Genomic DNA, 17,805 nt, shown 5'->3' with positions numbered 1-17,805 from the left:
AATGGTAAACAAAGTCATATTGATCGGCAACGTGGGCATCGACCCCGAGGTGCGTACGACCGAAGGCGGCGTGAAGGTCGCCCGTGTCCGTCTGGCGACGACGGAGCGCCTGTTCGACCGGGCGTCGAACGAGACGAAGGAACACACCGAATGGCATACGATCACCTTGTGGCGCGGTCTTGCCGACGTGGTGGACCGTTTTGTCCGCAAAGGTTCGCAAATCTATATCGAGGGGCGCCTGCGCACCCGCGAATGGATGGACAAGGACAACAACAAACGCTATACGACCGAAATTCTGGCCGACACGATGAACCTGCTGGGCCGCCGCTCGGACAATCCCGCTTCGGACGGTGCTCCGGCTCCCGCCTACGGCGCACAGCCGCAGGGCGCTTCCTACGGGCAGCAGGGCGGTTACCAGCAGCAGACACCCCGTCCGGCAGCGGCTCCGCAGCCCCAGCCGGCAGCTCCTTCGGTTCCGGCCGACGATCCGGACGATCTTCCTTTTTGATTTGTAAGCGGCTTTTCCGCACATCCCTCACGCGGGGTGAACGGGACGTACGCCGGCACTATCCCTTCGTTTTCCGTGAGGTGAAAAATGGTGTAAATATTGAGTTTTCAATAATTTGATATTTGCAAAAGTTTTCTCTTTTTGGGAATAACCGGCATAAAAAGGTAATTCCAGACGAGGTTACGGTTTCCAGATCGTTACCTCGTCTGTTTTGTTGTGTTTTGCATAAAACAGTCATCTGTAGTTTTTTGGATCGTCCTTCATCTTGACAAACGACTCTGAAGAAATTAGTTTTTAACCCCTAAATTTCCTCGGAGCATGCGCAGCACATTCAAGGTTCTGTTCTACCTTAAAAAGGACAAACACAAAGTTCAGCCTGTTGTTCCTGTCATGGGCCGTATTACCGTCAACGGTACTATCTCCCAGTTCAGCGCCAAACTCAACGTACCTCCCCATCTGTGGGAAGTGAAGGGCGGAAGAGCCAAGGGCAAAAGCTTTGAAGCCGACCGTATCAACCGCCATCTGGATAATATCCGTATCCAGATAGGTAAACACTATCAATCTATCTGCGACCATGACGGATATGTTTCCGCCGATAAGGTGAAGAATGCCTGTCTGGGTTTCGGCAGAAAGTATAAACTGTTACTGGAGTTATGCGATGAATTCTGTAAGGATTACAAGACCCGTGTAGACGTCGACCGTACCATCCACTCCTTACTTCGTTATCAAACCTTAAGACGTGATTTGAGTCTCTTCGTCTGCCGGAACTATAAAGTCAGGGATATTCCCCTTGCGGAACCGGACCAGTCTTTTGCAGAAAAGTTTACCGCCTATCTGAAGCATGTCAGAGGCCTTGCCGACACGACGGTCAGCGTTGAGATCAAATCGCTGCAGCATATCGTCAAGAAAGCGTTTAACGACGGGCAAACAGACAAGAATCCGTTCGCCTATTACTATTATGTTGCCGAACAGCCGGAGATCGAATACCTCACCGAATCGGACACGGGATATGTTTCTGTTCTGCTGTTTCACGGGGTTGTCGTATGCCGATCTGGCGAAACTGAATTATGAGGAGTTGAAACAAACTCCGGACGGAGAATGGTGGATTAGCAGTATCCGTCAGAAGACGAAAGTCGCGTTCACGGTAAAACTGCTTCCGGTCGCAAAGGCAATCCTTGAAAAGTACCGTATTCCGACAAACCGGTTCAACAGACTTTTTCCCGGAAATCCGGATAGGGTCTTCCCGGTCGCTTCCTTGAAATACTCGGACGCCTGCCTGAAACAGATCGCCAGACAACGCGGAATTACCAAGAATCTGAAATTTCACTGCGCGAGACATACCTTTGCCACGACGGTCACGCTGATGAACGGTATTCCGCTGGAAACGGTATCAAAAATGCTGGGGCACAAATACACGACTACGACTCATATCTATGCCAAGGTGACAAACCAAATGATAGGTAATGCGATAAGCCGAATAGAGGACCAAATTGGCGAACAGTTCCAATTTCCGACTCTGAAAAAAGAAGCGGTCGGATAAATTCCGAACGGAGATTCAATCCAGCTCTTTTTTCCGCCGGCAGGGAATTTATCGCCGGAGATGAAAATCCGCAAGGCCATGCGAATCGCCCGAGGGCGAGTCTTGCGGATTTCCGTCCCCGGCGTTTTGCTGGACGCGACCTTTCTGATTGCAGACGGCAATGTTTACAGGGGTGATGTTCATGATACAGCATTTAAAAGGTTCAACAACTCGCGTTTGGGGATAGCCATTCTGCCAGATTTTGCATTTTTGCTGCATTCAGAAATGCATTCTTTCAGGAATTCAGAGTTTATGAATATCCTTTATTCCGAAAAAGGGAAAGAGCAATTTTAACAACGAATTTCGTCCCGGGACAATCGCCATCGCGCCGACACGATAGCCTTTTAGGATGATTCAAGTTCATGGCTCACAAACGCTTCCTTTTATTTCTACCGCAATATAAACAGGATAACGCTTCGGTTTCGATGTCCGCTCACGACCGCACCAGTCCGCACCGAGGGCTTGTTCCAGCGCCCGCACGGTTGTAATATTGCACCGGGAACAGACCCGGCCTCAGGACCCGTCATGGAGGACTTCCGAAACTTTCGGCAGCAATTCTTCGGCGCGGATTCTTGTTGTCGCCAGACAACAGCGAGCTGTACCTTTGTCCGACAAAGGTACTCGCTCTGCGAGGCTGGGGCGTTCTCCCGAGTCGAACGCCTTTTAACCTGAAACTATGAATACCAACCAAAAAAGAAGACAGCAACCTAAAACACCGGGTTATAAGTATTCTTTCCGCCTCAATGAAGAGCAGAATATCCGCTTCAAGGAGTTGCTTTGCAAGGCCGGATCGGAGCATAACAGAAACCGGTTTAGCAATTTTGGATAATCCCAAAATCGCCCCGAAAACAACCCTTGACACAGTTTGCTTTTATTCTTTCAGATACATGTGTTTCGCACGATAATAAACGCGAACTGATCCCGGATTTTTATAGACTGACCACCAGACTTACTTGTTGCATCGTACTATAACTCTCTATCAATGCTACTTCTTTTTTGCTCAACATACTTTTTAGTCAACGGTAAATCATGTACTAAAGTGAAAGCAGTTGCATTTATTCGGAGGCTTTACAGTAAAATAGAAAAAGATGTCGGATATAAGGCTCTTCAAAAGTATTACGATAAATGGAGTATTCGACCGCTTAAACAGACTGTCCGGGATGCCATAAGTCCTCATAATTTGCGTGAGGTGTTCCGGCAACAACTCAAAGTGGACGGTATCGACACTGTTTTCCGTATCACCCCCCCCCGCAGGTAGAATCTACGGCGTAACGTTTATCGACCACAGTGCAGGTATGTCGGCCAACGGTTTGGTATTGGGAAAAGAGTTCTCAACAAATATCTTCAATAAACCTATCCGGCGCCGAAGGAAGAGGAGTGGCATGCTGCGGAACAGCATCCGGAGCAGAAGTATGAGGCGCGAAGCTATAAAGTCAATCCGCTCTCTAGAGTCGTCGACATCGTATTGGATTTGGCCGATACCGCAGGCTTATGAAGAACGGGAAAGGCGATTCTGCGGCGGAAAAGACGAAGAAGGCGCAAGTAAAATCTATCGTTCGTCGAGAAAAAGAGGAGAGAGTGACGGAAATTTTTTTCGACGTTGTTTACGAGAGAATTTATTTACTTTACGCTTCCTCCCGCGAGAGAGCGTTGATCCGCGCCAGTTCCTCGTCAGAAAAGGCCGTGTTCTCCAACGCCCGCAGGTTGTCCGCAATCTGGGCCGTCGAACTGGCCCCGATGATGACCGACGTGACGCGCCGGTCGGACAACAGCCATGCCAGCGCCATCTCGGCCAGCGTCTGCCCGCGTCGGCGGGCGAGATCGTTCAGTCCCCGGATGCGGGCCAGCATGGCGTCGGTCAGCACGTCGCTCCGTAGCGAACGGCCCTCGGCCATGCGCGAATCCTGCGGAATACCGTTGAGGTACCGTCCTGTCAGCAGCCCCTGCGCCAGCGGCGAGAAGACCACGAATCCCGAGCCCGACTCGGTGGCCAGCGACAGCACGCCCGACGTTTCGGGTTTGCGGTCGAAGAGGTTGTATCTGTCCTGGAACAGCAGGCACGGCACGTCGCGCTCGGCCAGATAACGGAACGCGAAACGTTCCGCTTCGAGCGGATAGCGCGACAGCCCGACATAGAGTGCCTTGCCCCGGCGGACGATGTCGACCAACGCCTGAAGGGTCTCCTCAAGGGGCGTCTCGGGGTCGTAACGGTGGGAATAGAAGACATCGACGTAGTCGAGTTTCATGCGGCGCAGGCTCTGGTCGAGGCTCGCCGTGAGGTATTTGCGCGATCCCCAGTTGCCGTAGGGCCCCGGCCACATGTCGTATCCTGCCTTGGTGGCGATGAACATTTCGTCGCGGTAGGGGCGGAACGACCGCTCCATCAGGCGTCCGAAATTCTCCTCGGCGGTTCCGTAGGCCGGACCGTAGTTGTTCGCAAGATCGAAATGGGTGATTCCGCGGTCGAAGGCATAATGGGCCATTCGCTGTACGTTGGAAAAGGTCTGCTCGCTGCCGAAATTGTGCCACATGCCCAGCGACAGGGCCGGCAGCAGCACGCCGCTGCGCCCGGCGCGCCGGAAGGTCATGCCGCCCTCGTAACGCGACGGCGACGGCTGGTAAACGGGTTCGATCATAACTGTCCGATTTTAAGTTCCGAGACAAAGATACGATTTTTTCGCAGCCGTTCTCCGGTCCGGACCCGATTGTCGGCCTACTCGATCCCGTATTTTTTGAGGATGCGGGCGATCCGGGGCGTGAGCCGGTTCAGCATGCGTTCGAACCCGAGGTCGGTGGGATGCACGCCGTCGACGGTCGCTTCGTGGTCGTCACCCAAATCCATGCCGGGCTCGATAAAATAGATGTTCGGGTCCGTTTTCAGGAGCTTCTGCATCCCCTCCCGGGCTATGGCCCGCTTGTCGGCTTCGAATGCCCGCTTCCGGAGGTCGAAGTTCCCGCTTTCGCGGATGGCAGTCTGGATGAATATCAGCGGCGTCGTGGGATGGCTTTCGCGAATTCGTCGCACGAAAGGCTCCAGCCGCTCGTCGATCTGCTGCGGCGAGGGGTTCGAGAAGACGTCGAACAGAAAAGCGTCGGCCCGGGTCTCCGCCGCGATGCGGGCGAAGAAGGCGTCGAGCTTGCATTGCCCGCTGGCTCCCAGGTTGATGAATCCGAATCCCAAAGTGCGGCCCAACCGGGCGGTGTAGGTCATTCCCGGACGGCTTGCCGAGGTGCCGTGGGTGATGCTCGATCCGATCACCACGATCCGGTGGCGGAAGGGATCGGGGGCTGCCTCCAGCCGTGCGGCTTGGTCGGTCCCGATTTCGAGCCGGGTGAGTCCGTCGTGGATCGGGAGATACAGCAGACACTCTTTCATCGTGGTGTCCATGTTCTCCACAAGCGGGGCTTCATGCTCCGTTCCGGTGTTTTTCGGTACCCCGACCCCGGCGAACACCCATTTGCCGTCGCGGCGGATGTAGAGGTCGAGCCCCCGCTGGAAAATGAGCGTCGAATTCGCTCCCGCCTGTTTGTTGACCGTTGTCCAGCGGGCGCGGATGTTGCGGCTGTCGGTGCGGAACGCGACGACCAGCCCCGTGGGATAGCGGTAGTATTTCGTGACCGTCGGGGTCAGTTCGGGATAGCGGGCGACCTCGATGCGTTCGAATGCAGGACCTCCGGGCTGGGCCTTGCCGACGATCGTGAGACTTGCCGCATCCGTATATTTTGTCGGCGTCTCCTCCGCGGCTGCCATCGCCGGGATCAGCAGGCAGAGGAATGGATATATCAATTTTTTCATATTTCTGGTTTTTGTTTTTTGTTCAGCAGCGGCAGCAGGAACGAGATTACCGCCGCCGAAAGCCAGAAGATCGCCACGGGACCGAAATCATAGTGTTTCACCCCGTCGGCGGCAACGGTGATGTTGGAGTCGATCAGCCAGCCGCTCGCCACGTCCTGAATCCCCGCAGCGATGTAGGAGGTCATCCCCACGACGCCCAGCGCCGCGCCCGTGGCCTTCCGAGGCACGATGTCCACGGCCATCAGGCCCCCCAGGAAGCAGATCAGCACACCGATGGCGATGCCGAACAGCACCATCGACAGCACATTGACCCACATGGCGTCGCCCCCGTAGAAGAACAGCGCCAGCGCCGCGGCGTTCAGCACGCCGAAAATCAACGCCGGAATCTTCCGGTCGCCCTTGAACAGCTTGTCCGAAAACCACCCCGAAAGTACCGTGCCGAGAATGCCCAGCAGCGCGTTGATCGAGACCACCGAGATCGCCTCGACGTCCGAGAATCCCTTCGCCTCCTGCAGGAACAGCACGCCCCAGCCGTTGATCGCATAGCGCGAGATGTACATGAAGGCACTCGCCGCGGCAAGAATCCACACCGCAGGGGTGCGCAGCACCTGTTTCTGAATCTCCTTCACCGACTTGTCGGCCGAAGCCGCCGGTTTCTCATGCGCCAGCGCCTCCACCGGAGGCAGTCCCTTCGATTCCGGGGTGTCGTGCAGCATCAGCAGGATCACGACCACACCGATGGCCCCGGCCACGGCCGACCCGAAGAACCCCGCCTGCCAGCCCGCAAAGGTCACGATCGAACCCACGAACAGGAACGAAAAGAACTCCCCGAGGTTGTGGCTCGCCGAGAAGAAACCGTAATAGGTTCCCCGTTCTTTGAGCGGATACCAGCGCGAGAGCGAGATGATCGCCGGGGCGGCGCCCATCGACTGCGACCAGCCGTTCAGCCCCCACATCACGGCGAACGCGATGAAGATCACAGCCGTGGGGATGACCGAGTGCATCAGCCCCAGCACGCCCATCAGCATGTTGGCCGCCGCAGAGACGATCAGCCCGGTGGCCATGAAGCGTTTGATATTGCAGTAGTCGGCGATGAAGCCGTTGACGAATTTGCCGATGGCATAGGCGAACAGCAGCGCCGAGCCGATAACGCCAAGCTGCGAAGCGTCCAGCGAACCGCTGTCGAGAATCGGTTTCTTCATCACGTTGAGACTCGTCCGGCAGACGTAGTAGAGACTGTACCCGAGCGTGGCGGCAATGAAGGCCTGCAGACGCAGGCGGCGGTAGTATTTGTCACGTGCGGCCTCGTCCATCTCCCGGGCGGGAGCGGGGGCGCTGATGCGGTAGAAGCGGGAAATACGATTCATCGCAGTCTCTTAATCATGCAGCCCGCGCGAGCGGAGGTAGGAGATCAGCAGTTCGGGACGGTCCGTCTGGATCATCGTGGCCCCCATGTCAACCAGCTTCCCGTAGACTTCCGCAGGGTCGCCTTCGAAGGCCGCATCGTCGCAAAGACCGCCGTTCAGGGTGGGCCAGAGCGAGTTCACCCACAGTTTCGAACCGCTTGCCACGACCTTGTCCATGCACTCCTTCACCTCGGGCGTGTATTCCGACCAGCAGACCTCATAGGCCAGCGGAGTGATGCCTTTGTCCCGGTATTCGGCGAAGAGCGCCTGCCCTTTGGGCTTGAGGATGTCGATGATCGGCATATACATCATGTTGTGTTCGTAGCGTGCGAACTTTGCGGCGACATCTTCAACGGGGCTTTTGCCCTTGATAAGGAGCTGTCCGGTTACGCCGAGTTCCTCGGAAAGAGCCTGCACCAGGTCGTAATACTGGTAGCCCTTGTCGATATTGACGACAATGCGGTCCTTACAGACTTCGAGCGCTTCGCGGAGCGTCGGCATACGGTGCGCCGTGGCCACACCGTGGCCCGATTTGAGAAAGCACCGTTGGACGGAGTCGTAGGGAATCTCGGCGATAAGTCCGCGTCCCGTGGTGGTGCGGTTCAGCGTCCGGTCGTGGCAGACCACCAGAACGCTGTCGGAGGTCAGCGCCAGATCCAGTTCCACGATGTCGGCACCCATGCCGATCACCGATTCGATGGCCGCCAAAGAGTTTTCCGGCCAGTTGCGCCAGTCGCCACGGTGACAGGCGACAAGCACCTTGTCCGAGGAGGGGTCGTGGAGCTCCGAGACAACCCAATCGGCATGGTTTCCCGGAACGGATGCGGAGTGTGAACAGGAGGTTTGTAAAAGCAGCAGTCCTGAAAGAAGAATAAGCAGTTTTTTCATGGATCGTTTGGATTGATTCAATGGTACATAAATATAGTAAGGAAAATCGTGTATTCGCGTGGACATACACGATTTTCCGCCGGAATTCGCTCCGTGTTACCAGTTCATTACGCGGACCTTGTACATATCCAGGTCGGGGACCTTGATCGTCCGTGTTTCCGTCGAGGCGTTCTTGTCTGTGGAGTAGCGGATGGTCTGCGTCGACCACGACTGCGAGCCTTCGGGTTTGGTGGAGTCCGTGTACCAGAGTTCACCCGTCTCGTCGTTGTAGTTGATCGACTTGATCGCCGTCGATGCGGCGAAAAGCGTCATCTCGGTGAACTGGTTGGCGCCGATGTCGTAGAGATAGGCCCGGCGTCCGCCGATGCAGAGCGTGTTCGAATTGACGTAGCACATGTCGTGCAGACCACCCTGGGGCGTCTGTACGGTCTTTTCCAGTTCGAGCGACGGGGCTGCCGTGTCCCAGTTTTTGAGTTTGTAGATTTGGAGGCTCTGGCCGCCGATCGCATAGAGACGTTGGGTCGTTCCGTTCCACACCACGCCGTGCGCCGAGCCGAGTGCCGACTGGTAGAGAATCCGGTTGGGCTGCGAGATGTCGTAGAGCTGCACCGAGTTGTTGCCCGAGCCGCTGCCGTCCGAGCAGGCCACGACGATGCGGTTGCCGGGAAGCAGCTCCGCCGAGTGGGCGTTGGGCGTCGCCGTTGTGTGGAAGAGCACCTCCTTCGTGGCGATGTCGAGCAGCACGCACCAGTTATAGGAGCTGGTGCACAGGAGTTTCTTGCCGTTGTCCACCGGTTTGCAGTCGTCGAGGTGGTCGCAGCGGTTCTCGGCCAGTCCGAGCACGGAAGCTGCTTCAGTCGCGTCCCAGCTCCACGTGACCGCATCCTTGTAGGTGGTTTCGTCGGCCAGCCCGGCGTCGATCATGTAGACCATGTTGTCGCCGCAGAAGACCAGTTCGGTCACGAAATTCGAACGGGCGTCGTCTGTTTCGTGCTTGCCTCCGGCTTCCAAGATCACGGGCTCCGTCTTTTCTACCGAGAACGAATTGCCATCGGTGTCGGTGAGGGTCACGGTGTAGCCTTGCGACAGGGTCACGGGGGCGATCGTGACAGGTATCAGCTGCGTCTCTTTCGAACAGTCGAGGGGTGCGGGCAGCGTCACGGCGATCGTCTGCGCCGATGCCGACGCCGACCAGTCGTCGATGCCGATCGTGAGCTCTCCGGCGATCCCTTCGCCGCCGTTGGCCTTTACGACCGCCTTGCTGACCGAGTAGTTGCCCTTTTTCACGCTGACGTACATCGTGCAGAAGAGGTTCGTCAGCTCCATGCTGCAACCCTCGTAGGCGTTGACCTGCGCCGTGGCCTTTCCGGCGAGAATCGGGGCGACAGTGCCCGTCTGCGCCGTGGGGACGACGGTTTTCAGTGTGCCGTTCTCACAGCGGAGGCCGGCGTCCGAGGGCCAGAATGCGACGACCGTCGAGGCGGCGTGCTGCGGTGCGTCGAGCGTGAAGAGAAAGAGCGATTTCTGCGATCCCGACTGGATCGGGGCCGCATAGACGGCCTCCGGGGCGCTACGGTCCGCGACGAACAGTCCGGCCTTGTCGCTTCTGTTCCAGGTGGGCAGCGTCGTCGCTCCCTTGTCGTTGTAGTATTTCGACAGCGTCAGGGTGGTTTTCGCGGCGAGTTCACGGGGCGAATCGTCGTCGTCGTTCGCACAGCCTGCGGCGAGGAATCCCGTTCCGGCACAGAGCAGCAGGACCCGGAACAGATGGAATTTTATGTTATTCATGTTTTGTACGTTTTGGGTGGGTTATTTTTTCGATTTGCCGAGAATGACCTCCTTGTAGGCTTTCACGACGTTTGCGGGCGTGGCGTTCTCTCCGGCGCGGACCTCGTGCATGAAGACCCCTTTGTAGCCCGACGCCCGCAGGCGGCGGAGAAAGTCGGGCCAGTCGATGACGCCCTCGCCCGGCAGCCAGTGACGTTCGTCCCGACGGTCGTAGTCCGAAGCGTGGATCGTGCCGATACGGCTGCCTACGGTTTCGAAGAAACGGGCGTGTTCCTCTTGGAGCAGGTGGTTCGAGTCGAAGCACACCATGACTTCGGGAAAATCGCCGATCAGCCGCATGATCTCGCCCGAGTCGCGTCCCAGGCAGGTGCGGGGCAGGTTCTCGATGCAGAGCACCGCACCGATCCCTTTGGCGGCCAGCGCGAGACGGCCGATGGAGTTGGCGGAGTTTTGCAGGCGGGTTTCGCGTTCCCCGTCGGAGATCGGCTCCGAACTGGGATGCAGCACCAGCCGTTGCGGGTGGAAGATCTCCGCCAGGCGGATCATCCGCTCCATCAGCAGGACGTTCTCTTCGCGCCGCTGCGGATCGAGCACCGAAATGTCGAGCGTGCGGCTGAAAGGCAGGTGGCACGACCAGACTTCGAGTCCGGCCTCGTCGAGCATCGCCTTGACGCGGTAGGCGCGGGTGTAGCATTCGTTCTCGGGAGCGTTGCGCCAGAAATAGTTGAAGACGACCTCCACATGGTCGATGCCCGCGGCCTTGATCTGTGCGAGTTTTTCGGGCTCGGGCACCTTTACCATGCCGAGCGATACGCCCACGGGATATTCGGCCCGTGCAGCCCCGGCGGCCAGCAGGAGCGCTGTCATTATGAACAGTAGTTTTTTCATTGTTTCAGCCTATTTAACGCAGCACGATCCGCAGATATCGCCGCCGTGGGTGCTCCAGCTCGATGCGCGTTCGCCGCCGACGTATTTCCCGACGAACATGCCGTTCTGGTCGCCGTTGCCGATGAACGCCGAATAGAACACGCCGTCGAGATAGTTGTTGCCGCCCATCTGGCGCTGCGCCGCGGCGGTGGTTCCCGTGTAGCTCCACGAGTCGAGGACCCTGCCTTCGGCGTCGAAGATATAGGACGTGTTGGTCGTCTGTCCCGCCGTGATGTAGAACCGGTTTTCGGAGTCTACGCACGGGTGTGAATAGTTGTAGGTGTTGTTGACGGCCTTTCCGGTGTGGACGTGCTCCCAGTTGACGGCCGAAAGGTCGCCCTTCACGTTGTAGACCGAGCCGTTCTTCGAACCGGCGAAGATGCTTCCGTTGGGGGCCACGACGGGTTCGTAGATGGTGTTGGGATTGGTCGTGCCGGCCAGCAGCGGGGTTTTCGCCGTGTGCGTCGTCAGATCGACCGCGCCGATATAACCGCTTGCGGCTCCGAAGTAGGCCAGCGTCTTGTCGCTGCTGACGGCGAATCCGGTGATGTCGGACATCTTGCAGCCCAGCGCCACCTTGGCGATTTGCTCGCCGGTTTCGATGTTGACGAAGAAGGCGTTGCTTTCGGCGCCGATCAGCAGTTCGCTGCCGTTGACCAGCAGGCCGCCTCCGGGGACGCCCGCGGTGAAGTTCCATATCTTCTGTCCCGATGCGGCGTCAATGGCGAACGTGTTGCCGCTCTTGTCGCAGATGTAGACCGCTGTTCCGGCGGCGTTGACAGCCGGGGCGGCGCTCTGCATCGACCCCGCCTCTTCGAAGACCCATTTCAGGGATCCCTCGGAGGTTACGGCGTAGAAGTGGCCCGGGGTCTGCGTGCCGTAGTAGATGTCGCCCGTCACGGGATTTACGGTGAGCATGTTGTAGCTGCCGGTGTTGGCGGCCGGTTTGTAGCGCCACTTCTCGCTGCCCGTTGCGACATCGAAGGCGTAGAGGGCCGAGAGTTTGTTGAAAGTGACGATGTATACGGTCTTTCCGTCGGGCGAGAATACCGGGCAGGAACCTTTGAAACCGTTGTAGTTCGAACCGTCCTGCGCCCAGTCGGTGCTGTAGATGACGTATTCGCGGATCTCGACCTCGAGGGTCCACGAGCGGGCGTTGCCGTCGATCGTGGCGTTCAGCTTCACGGTCTGCGTGCCGACCGTGCCCAGTCCGTATTTCACGACGGTACCCTCCTTGACGACCTCGCCCGGGAAGGTCCACCTTACGTCGGTGGCCGTCGGGTAGTCTTCGGTGTTGAACGTGAAGGTGATCGGCTGGTTCTTGGCCGCCTGGTCGCGGTCGAGGATGTAGGGGATCGCCAGGGTCGGCATCGCCTTGGCGGTGGCCGGCTCCGAAGCGCCCTTTTCGTAGTTGGCCGCCAGCGAGAAGTAGTAGTTCTTGTCGTTGGTCAGCCCGTCGAGCGTCACGCTCGTCGCCTCCTTGTCGAGCGTCTGCCGCTCGATGTCGTCGGGTGCGTCCTCGTTGTAGTAGGAAAGCGTGTAGGAAAGCACCGTCGTCGCGGGTTTGGTCCACGAGAGGCTTACGAACGAATCGCCCGCATCGACCGTGAGGTCGGTGATCGGGAACCGCGTCGTGGCGGGCCTGCCGAGGACGGTGACGTAGTTCGAGACGAGTTTTTCGTAGACCGCCTGCACGTAGAAGGTGTACTGCATGCCGTTGACGAGTCCGTCGACCGTGCAGTTCATCTCGCCGCCCGTGCGCAGGGTGACCGTTTCCGAATCGGCGTCGGTGTAGTAGACGATGAAATCCGTCGGGTTCCAGCCTTCGGGCAGGTTCCAGGCGAGCAGCACCTCCTCGTCGCCCGGTGTGGCGGTGAGGTCGGTGACCTGACGGCGGGACGCTCCGGCTTCGGGAATATCCTCACTCCAACATGCGGTGAGGCCCGCGGCGATGAACGATGTCAGCAAAAGGTTGATTATCTTTTTCATGCTTGTTCTGGCTTATAATGTTGGTTAATTGAAACCGGGATTCTGCCACAGAATCGACGGGTTGTTCACGATTTCGATCTGGCTCTGCGGGATCGGGAAGATCAGGTTGTGCGAGTCGAGCGTATAGCCCAGTCCTCGGAAATAATCGACGGCCAGCCCCAGCCGCACGAGGTCGAACCAGCGGTGGCCTTCGAGGGCGAATTCGCGGCCCCGTTCGGCGGCCAGTTCGCGGCGGAACTCCGCCAGGCTTTTGACCTCGTCGGTCGTCAGTTCGTCGAGGCCTGCCCGCGTGCGGGTCTTGTTGAGCCACACCAGCGCATCGCCCAGACTGCCGCCCGATTCGGCCAGCGCCTCGGCGTACATCAGCACCACGTCGGCATAGCGCAGGTGCGGAAAGTCGTTGCCCACCTGCGTCGTGTAGGTCGCGTCGTAGGTGTCGTACCATTTGGTCATGGCGAAGAGGTTGCTCGAAATCTTGGTGTAGGTGCCGATCAGCGGCAGGCGGTTGTCCTTCCCGCCGTCGTAGATCGCCTTGAATTCGGGCGTCGGGTTCCGGATGTCGGCCAGCACTTCCGTATTGGCGCTGTACCAGTAGCCGTGGCCGTTGTCGTTGGTCTTGTTGTAGTAGAGCGCGAAGATGATCTCCTTGTTCATCTTGTTGCCCACGTCGAAGGCTTTTTTCGTCGTGGATTCCAGCCCGTAAGCCGTGTTTTTCATCGCCTCTTCCAGAACCGTTTTGGCTTCGGCGGGCTTTCCGAACGTGAGGTAGACCTTCGCCAGCAGCGTGTAGGCTGCGATGTTCGCCACGCGGGCCTTCTCGGCGCCGGGCGTCGACGGCAGCAGTCGGGCGGCTTCCGCGAGGTCTTCGGTCAGCAGGGTGTACATCTCCTCCTCCGTACAGCGGGGGATGAGTTTGGCGGCCGCCGGGGCCACTACGGTGCGGGTGATGGGCACCACGCCGAAGACCCGGTAAAGGTTGAAATACCACCACGACCGCATGAAGAGGCATTCGCCGCGGTATTTGTCGTAGTTGGCGATCTTGGCTCCGGCCATGTGGTCAAGCACGTCGTTGCAGCGGTAGATGCCGTTGTACCAGGCATCCCAGATGTCGTTCAGGATGCCGTTGCTGGCCGTCTCGGCGAAATGGTCGATGTCGTAACGGTCCTGCGTCGATACGGCCATCGATTCGAGGACGTTTTCGTCGCTGCGGTAGCCGATCTCCGTGAGGTGGAAGCTCATCTGGGTTTTGAGCTTGGCATAGCACGCCACGACTCCCTGGTTGAAGTCGTCGTCGGTCTTGTAGAAGTTGCCTTCGGTGATGTTGTTGCTCGGGTACTGTTCGAAGAATCCTTCGCCGCACGAGCCCAGGCCCAGTGCGAGGAGTCCCAGCGCAAGGATATGTTTCGGTTTCATGGTCATCGTCATTTTTTGATTACAGGTTAAAGTTCACACCGACGCTGAACGTGCGCGACAGTGGGTAGGAGCAGTAGTCCTCGCCCGGACGCAGGGCGTCCGTCGAGCGTTTGTTGACCTCGGGGTTGTAGCCCGAATAGTCGGTCCACGTGAAGAGGTTCGTGCCCTGCACGTACACGCGCAGCTTCGAGATGCCGGCCTTGCGGGTCCAGCGGTCGGGGAAGGTGTATCCCAGCGAGAGGTTTTGCAGGCGCAGGTAGGAGCCGTCTTCGAGGTGGAACGTCGATGTGCAGGCACCGTTGTTGCCGCTCGACTTGCGGGTGGCGCGGTTCAGCTCCCCGTAGGGATAGCGTTGCAGCGACTCCTTCATCATGTTCGACGAAGCCTCCATGTTGAGCAGGTAGCGGCGTTCGAGGTTCAGGATCTCGTTGCCGTAGACGCCCTGGAAGTTGGCTGCCAGGTCGAAGCCCTTGTACGAGAGGTTGACCGAGAAGCCGTAGTAGAAATCAGGCATGTAGTTGCCCGCGATGACGCGGTCGGCGTCCTTTTCGAGAATGCCGTTGCCGTTGGCGTCGACGAAGCGGAAGTCACCGACCGTCGTCGTGTCGAAATGGGGATAGGAATCCAGTTCCTCCTGGCTGTGGAAGACGCCGTCCTGCACGAGCAGGTAGTAGCAGCCGACGGGCTGGCCCACGCGCGTGAGGTAGTAGCCGCCGGCGTAGGAGGATTCCTTGATGATGTCGGCGTTCTCATCGCCGAGGCTCAGCACCTTGTTGCGGTTGAGCGACCAGTTGGCCGCGAAGGCGTAGGAGAAGTCGCCGAAGCTGCGCCGCGAGGTGAGCGCCAGCTCGATACCCCGGTTCTGCATCGAGCCGATGTTGACGTTCGACGAGGTGAGTCCCGACACCGACGAAACCGGAACGTCGAACAGCATGTCGGTCGTCTTCGAATAGTAGTAGTCGGCGGTGAATCCGAGCGTGCCGCGCCAGAGGCTCACGTCGAGGCCGATGTTGTACTGCGTGTTCTTCTCCCAGCCCAGGTCGTTGTTGGCGATCTGCGAGGGATAGACCTGCGAGGTGAGTCCGTTGCCGAGGTCGATGTTCGTCGTGCCGTAGAGCGCCAGGTATTCCGAGTTGCCGATCTGGGCGTTGCCGGTCTGGCCCACGCTGGCGCGGAGTTTCAGGTCGTCGATCCACTTCACGTCGCGCAGGAAACGTTCGTCGCTCATGCGCCAGCCTACCGAGGCCGCGGGGAAATAACCCCACCGGGTATTGGGGGCGAAGCGCGACGAGCCGTCGCCGCGGATCGAGGCCGAAACCATGTAGCGGCCCTTGTAGGAGTACTGCGCACGCACGAGCCACGAGGCGAACGTGTAGGCGTACTTGTTGTTGTAGGTGTTGTCCAGATCGAGGGTCTTGCCCTTGGTGGTGCGGATCTTGTCGTCGCCGGCCGTGCCTGTGCCCACGATCTGCGAGGTCTGGATGCTCTGTTTCTCGGCTTCGTAGACCGCCACGGCATTGACCGAGTGGTCGCCGAAGGTGCGGTTGAAGGAGAGCTGGTTGGAGATGGTCCAGTGGAAGTAGGACTGCATGTTGTTCTGTGCCTTGGGGTCCGACGGGGCGTCGAGGTATTTGAGGCCGCGCAGGGGGATGTACGACGGTCGGTAGTAGTTGCGGATGTAGGAGTAGTAGTCGCCGCCGGCCGTGAATTTGTATTCCAGTCCCTTGATGAATTCGTAGGAGACATAGGCGTTGCCCAGGATGTTGATCTTCTCGCGCACGTCGTCGATTTCGAGCGCCAGCGCCACGGGGTTCAGCACTTCGTTGGTCTGGGTGTCCCAGCTGTTGACGCGCAGGAATCCGTTCATGTCCCAGTTGTAGGAGCCGTCGGCGTTGTAGACCGGGAAGACCGGGGGCGCCATCAGCGCCGAGGCGATCACGCCGTCGCTGCCGTACTGCGTGTCGGAGGAGATATAGTTGGTCTTCGAATAGGAGGGCGAGAAGCTGACGCCGTATTTCAGCCGGTTGCGCTTGCCGTCGATGTTGGCCCGCAAGCTGTATCGTTCGAAATCCGAGCCGATGATCGTTCCTTCGCGGTAGAGGTAGTTGGCGCCGATGTAGTAACCCAGCGTCTTGGTGCGGCCCGAGACCGATACGGAGTGCTTGGTCGAATAGGCCGTGCGGAAGATGGCGTCCTGCCAGTCGGTGTCGGTCATCGTGCCGGTCTTGTCCTGCAAGTAGGCCGTGATGAGCGGGTCGACGCGGTGGTAGGTCTGGGGACGGTCCTCGTAGGGGTCGTCGATCGAACCCGTCGGGACGTTGAACAGGTAGGCGCCGTCGCGGGCCTCCTTGAAGATTCTGGCGAATTCATAGGCGTCGAGCATGTCGATCGTCTTCGAAACGTTCGAGACGCTGAACTGGCCGTCGTAGCTCACGACGGGGCGTTCGCCTTCGCCGCGCTTGGTCGTGATGAGAATGACACCGCACGAACCGCGCGAACCGTAGATCGCAGCCGCCGAGGCGTCTTTGAGCACTTCGAGGCTTTCGATGTCGCTGCTTTCGAGGTTCGAGAAGGCCCGGGCGTCGCACGGAACGCCGTCGATGACGTAGAGCGGGTCGTTGCCCGACGTGGCCGACTGGATGCCGCGGATGCGGATCGAGACGTTGCCGTCGGGCTGGCCGCCCAGGGTGAGCACCTGCACGCCAGGCATCTTGGCGGCCATGGCGTCGCGGAAATCGGCCGTCGGCATGGCGGCGAAGTCTTCGGCCTTGATGGACGAGATGGCCGTCGTCACGTCGCGCTTGTTCTGTACGCCGTAGCCCACGACCACCACGTTGTCCATGGCGATGGCCTCGCTCTTCAGCGTAACGTCGGCCTGCGTCTGACCTTCGGATAGTGCCACCTCGACCTTGTTGTAGCCAATGAGCGAGAAGACCAGCACGGCGTCGGCCTGCCGGATGTCGATGGCGTATTCGCCGGCGGCGTTGGTCGCCGTGCCCGTCGTGGTGCCTTTCAGGATGACGGTGGCGCCGATCACCGGCGCGCCGCTTTCGTCGGTCACGCGGCCCTTCACGGAGCGTCCGGCGTCAGCGGCCGGGCGGATCTGCGATTCCCCCCCCCGTTTGGCTGTGAGTACGATTTTCAACCCCTTGACTTCCATATTCACATTGGGAAGCACTTCGGCGACGATCGAGGCGATGCTGCGGTTGACGGCTTTCACCGAGACCCGCTTGTCGGGGTTGATGTCGGCGTCGATGTAGGCGAACGTGTACTGGCTGTTGGCTTCGATGCGCTGCAACAGCTCCTTGATGGTAACGTTCTTCGCATCGACGGTGACGGTCGGGACCTGGGCCGAAGCCGTGGCGGCCGACACCGCGCAGAGGAGGACAGCCAGATACAGATGCCGGCAGATCCTTTTCAAAACGTTGAGTTCATTCATGATAGTTTCGGTTTGTGTTTGATTCGGTTTTTCAAATGGAAGGGTATGCCGGAACCTCTTGTTGCGGGAGGC

The 17,805-nt window shown here is 58.7% G+C and carries 13 protein-coding genes; 4 read left to right on the top strand and 9 right to left on the bottom strand.

Annotation, left to right across the window (positions count from 1 at the left end; genetic code table 11):
• The first annotated feature begins 1 nt into the window (after window position 1).
• The 4 genes from ACGHP5_RS01975 (at window position 2) to ACGHP5_RS01960 (ending at window position 2,381) form a co-directional block, all read left to right on the top strand.
• The gene (locus tag ACGHP5_RS01975) at window positions 2-508 is read left to right on the top strand and encodes a single-stranded DNA-binding protein (RefSeq protein ID WP_295901555.1); all 507 of its coding nucleotides are present in this window, start codon (window positions 2-4) and stop codon (window positions 506-508) included.
• A gap of 318 nt (window positions 509-826) precedes the next feature.
• Complete coding sequence (locus ACGHP5_RS01970; protein ID WP_390567919.1) at window positions 827-1,579, top strand: phage integrase SAM-like domain and Arm DNA-binding domain-containing protein; 753 nt, start codon at window positions 827-829, stop codon at window positions 1,577-1,579.
• The gene (locus ACGHP5_RS01965; RefSeq protein ID WP_390567918.1) at window positions 1,518-2,048 is read left to right on the top strand and encodes a site-specific integrase; all 531 of its coding nucleotides are present in this window, start codon (window positions 1,518-1,520) and stop codon (window positions 2,046-2,048) included. The genes ACGHP5_RS01970 and ACGHP5_RS01965 overlap by 62 nt, the downstream gene beginning before the upstream one ends.
• Window positions 2,049-2,108: 60 nt before the next feature.
• Window positions 2,109-2,381 carry a hypothetical protein gene (locus ACGHP5_RS01960; protein WP_390567917.1) on the top strand — a complete coding sequence of 91 codons (273 nt, stop codon included), beginning with the start codon at window positions 2,109-2,111 and terminating at the stop codon, window positions 2,379-2,381.
• A 1,331-nt stretch (window positions 2,382-3,712) separates the two neighbouring features.
• Here ACGHP5_RS01960 and ACGHP5_RS01955 read toward each other — a convergent pair.
• The 9 genes from ACGHP5_RS01955 to ACGHP5_RS01915 form a co-directional block, all read right to left on the bottom strand.
• The gene (locus ACGHP5_RS01955; protein WP_390567916.1) at window positions 3,713-4,723 is read right to left on the bottom strand and encodes an aldo/keto reductase; all 1,011 of its coding nucleotides are present in this window, start codon (window positions 4,721-4,723) and stop codon (window positions 3,713-3,715) included.
• Between the two features lie 77 nt (window positions 4,724-4,800).
• Entirely contained in the window at window positions 4,801-5,883 is a 1,083-nt protein-coding gene (locus tag ACGHP5_RS01950; RefSeq protein ID WP_390567915.1) for an SGNH/GDSL hydrolase family protein, read from the bottom strand.
• Entirely contained in the window at window positions 5,880-7,250 is a 1,371-nt protein-coding gene (locus ACGHP5_RS01945; RefSeq protein ID WP_278997080.1) for an MFS transporter, read from the bottom strand. The genes ACGHP5_RS01950 and ACGHP5_RS01945 overlap by 4 nt, the downstream gene beginning before the upstream one ends.
• Window positions 7,251-7,259: 9 nt before the next feature.
• Window positions 7,260-8,177 carry a glycerophosphodiester phosphodiesterase family protein gene (locus ACGHP5_RS01940; RefSeq protein WP_390567914.1) on the bottom strand — a complete coding sequence of 306 codons (918 nt, stop codon included), beginning with the start codon at window positions 8,175-8,177 and terminating at the stop codon, window positions 7,260-7,262.
• Window positions 8,178-8,273: 96 nt separating this feature from the next.
• Window positions 8,274-9,965, bottom strand: a complete 1,692-nt coding sequence (locus ACGHP5_RS01935; protein WP_390567913.1) for a DUF6528 family protein — start codon at window positions 9,963-9,965, stop codon at window positions 8,274-8,276.
• Window positions 9,966-9,986: 21 nt separating this feature from the next.
• Window positions 9,987-10,853, bottom strand: coding sequence for a sugar phosphate isomerase/epimerase (locus tag ACGHP5_RS01930; RefSeq protein ID WP_290531849.1), 867 nt, complete (start codon window positions 10,851-10,853; stop codon window positions 9,987-9,989).
• Between the two features lie 9 nt (window positions 10,854-10,862).
• Entirely contained in the window at window positions 10,863-12,881 is a 2,019-nt protein-coding gene (locus ACGHP5_RS01925; protein WP_390567912.1) for a fibronectin type III domain-containing protein, read from the bottom strand.
• 24 nt (window positions 12,882-12,905) lie between these two features.
• A complete protein-coding gene (locus ACGHP5_RS01920; RefSeq protein ID WP_290531847.1) occupies window positions 12,906-14,294 on the bottom strand; it encodes a RagB/SusD family nutrient uptake outer membrane protein in 1,389 nt (462 codons plus the stop codon).
• A 19-nt stretch (window positions 14,295-14,313) separates the two neighbouring features.
• A complete protein-coding gene (locus ACGHP5_RS01915) occupies window positions 14,314-17,733 on the bottom strand; it encodes a SusC/RagA family TonB-linked outer membrane protein (RefSeq protein ID WP_390567911.1) in 3,420 nt (1,139 codons plus the stop codon).
• Between the last annotated feature and the right edge of the window lie 72 nt (window positions 17,734-17,805).

The sequence above is a fragment of the Alistipes sp. i18-0019-D1 genome (assembly GCF_042852885.1).
Lineage (GTDB): Bacteria > Bacteroidota > Bacteroidia > Bacteroidales > Rikenellaceae > Alistipes.
Note: the sequence above shows the minus strand (reverse complement) of the source record. Positions and strands in the feature narration are given on the sequence as shown.

Bases quoted from the DNA above. Each gene is read 5' to 3' on its own strand.
- ACGHP5_RS01975 (WP_295901555.1), top strand. From the start codon at position 2: ATGGTAAACAAAGTCATATTGATCGGCAACGTGGGCATCGACCCCGAG.
- ACGHP5_RS01970 (WP_390567919.1), top strand. From the start codon at position 827: ATGCGCAGCACATTCAAGGTTCTGTTCTACCTTAAAAAGGACAAACAC.
- ACGHP5_RS01965 (WP_390567918.1), top strand. From the start codon at position 1,518: ATGTTTCTGTTCTGCTGTTTCACGGGGTTGTCGTATGCCGATCTGGCG.
- ACGHP5_RS01960 (WP_390567917.1), top strand. From the start codon at position 2,109: ATGAAAATCCGCAAGGCCATGCGAATCGCCCGAGGGCGAGTCTTGCGG.
- ACGHP5_RS01955 (WP_390567916.1), bottom strand. From the start codon at position 4,723: ATGATCGAACCCGTTTACCAGCCGTCGCCGTCGCGTTACGAGGGCGGC.
- ACGHP5_RS01950 (WP_390567915.1), bottom strand. From the start codon at position 5,883: ATGAAAAAATTGATATATCCATTCCTCTGCCTGCTGATCCCGGCGATG.
- ACGHP5_RS01945 (WP_278997080.1), bottom strand. From the start codon at position 7,250: ATGAATCGTATTTCCCGCTTCTACCGCATCAGCGCCCCCGCTCCCGCC.
- ACGHP5_RS01940 (WP_390567914.1), bottom strand. From the start codon at position 8,177: ATGAAAAAACTGCTTATTCTTCTTTCAGGACTGCTGCTTTTACAAACC.
- ACGHP5_RS01935 (WP_390567913.1), bottom strand. From the start codon at position 9,965: ATGAATAACATAAAATTCCATCTGTTCCGGGTCCTGCTGCTCTGTGCC.
- ACGHP5_RS01930 (WP_290531849.1), bottom strand. From the start codon at position 10,853: ATGAAAAAACTACTGTTCATAATGACAGCGCTCCTGCTGGCCGCCGGG.
- ACGHP5_RS01925 (WP_390567912.1), bottom strand. From the start codon at position 12,881: ATGAAAAAGATAATCAACCTTTTGCTGACATCGTTCATCGCCGCGGGC.
- ACGHP5_RS01920 (WP_290531847.1), bottom strand. From the start codon at position 14,294: ATGAAACCGAAACATATCCTTGCGCTGGGACTCCTCGCACTGGGCCTG.
- ACGHP5_RS01915 (WP_390567911.1), bottom strand. From the start codon at position 17,733: ATGAATGAACTCAACGTTTTGAAAAGGATCTGCCGGCATCTGTATCTG.